Genomic DNA, 497 nt, shown 5'->3' on the forward strand with positions numbered 1-497 from the left:
CCTACACGGTTACGCGAGATGTCACATACACTGGAAAGACAATTACGCCAGGTAATCCAGGTGAACCAGGTACTGATCCGGAAGGGACTCAAAAAGAGTACTTGACGGGGACCATAACGGAAGCCATCGATTACAGTGGTGCCGGAGTTAAAACACCAGCAAATAAGACTGGCTTTAAGACGGTTAACGTCTACCGAACGGTTACAGTTAATGAAGATGGCACCTTAACGTATGGGTCATGGACCACTAATGAAGAGGGCCAAGTCACCGAGGGTGAAAGCTTAGTCGCACCAATTAGTGCGACGGATATTAAGGCTGTACCAGATGTGAGCGGCTTTACCGCAACCATTGACGCAGATAGTAATGACGCCGTTACAGCGACATCAAGTGAATTAACTGATACCGATAATAATGAAGCCACGAATGACTTTACGGTTACGCGTTCAGTAAACTACAGTGCCAATGATTACACGCCAGATACACCAGGTGGGGATAAG

Annotated in this window: 1 protein-coding gene; it reads left to right on the forward strand. The window is 47.1% G+C overall.

Annotation, left to right across the window (positions count from 1 at the left end):
• Window positions 1–497, forward strand: a 497-nt coding sequence (locus IV87_RS11125; protein WP_201783992.1) for a hypothetical protein, incomplete at both ends; no start/stop codon positions are given.

This window comes from Pediococcus ethanolidurans (assembly GCF_001437405.1).
GTDB classification, from domain to species: Bacteria; Bacillota; Bacilli; order Lactobacillales; family Lactobacillaceae; genus Pediococcus; species Pediococcus ethanolidurans.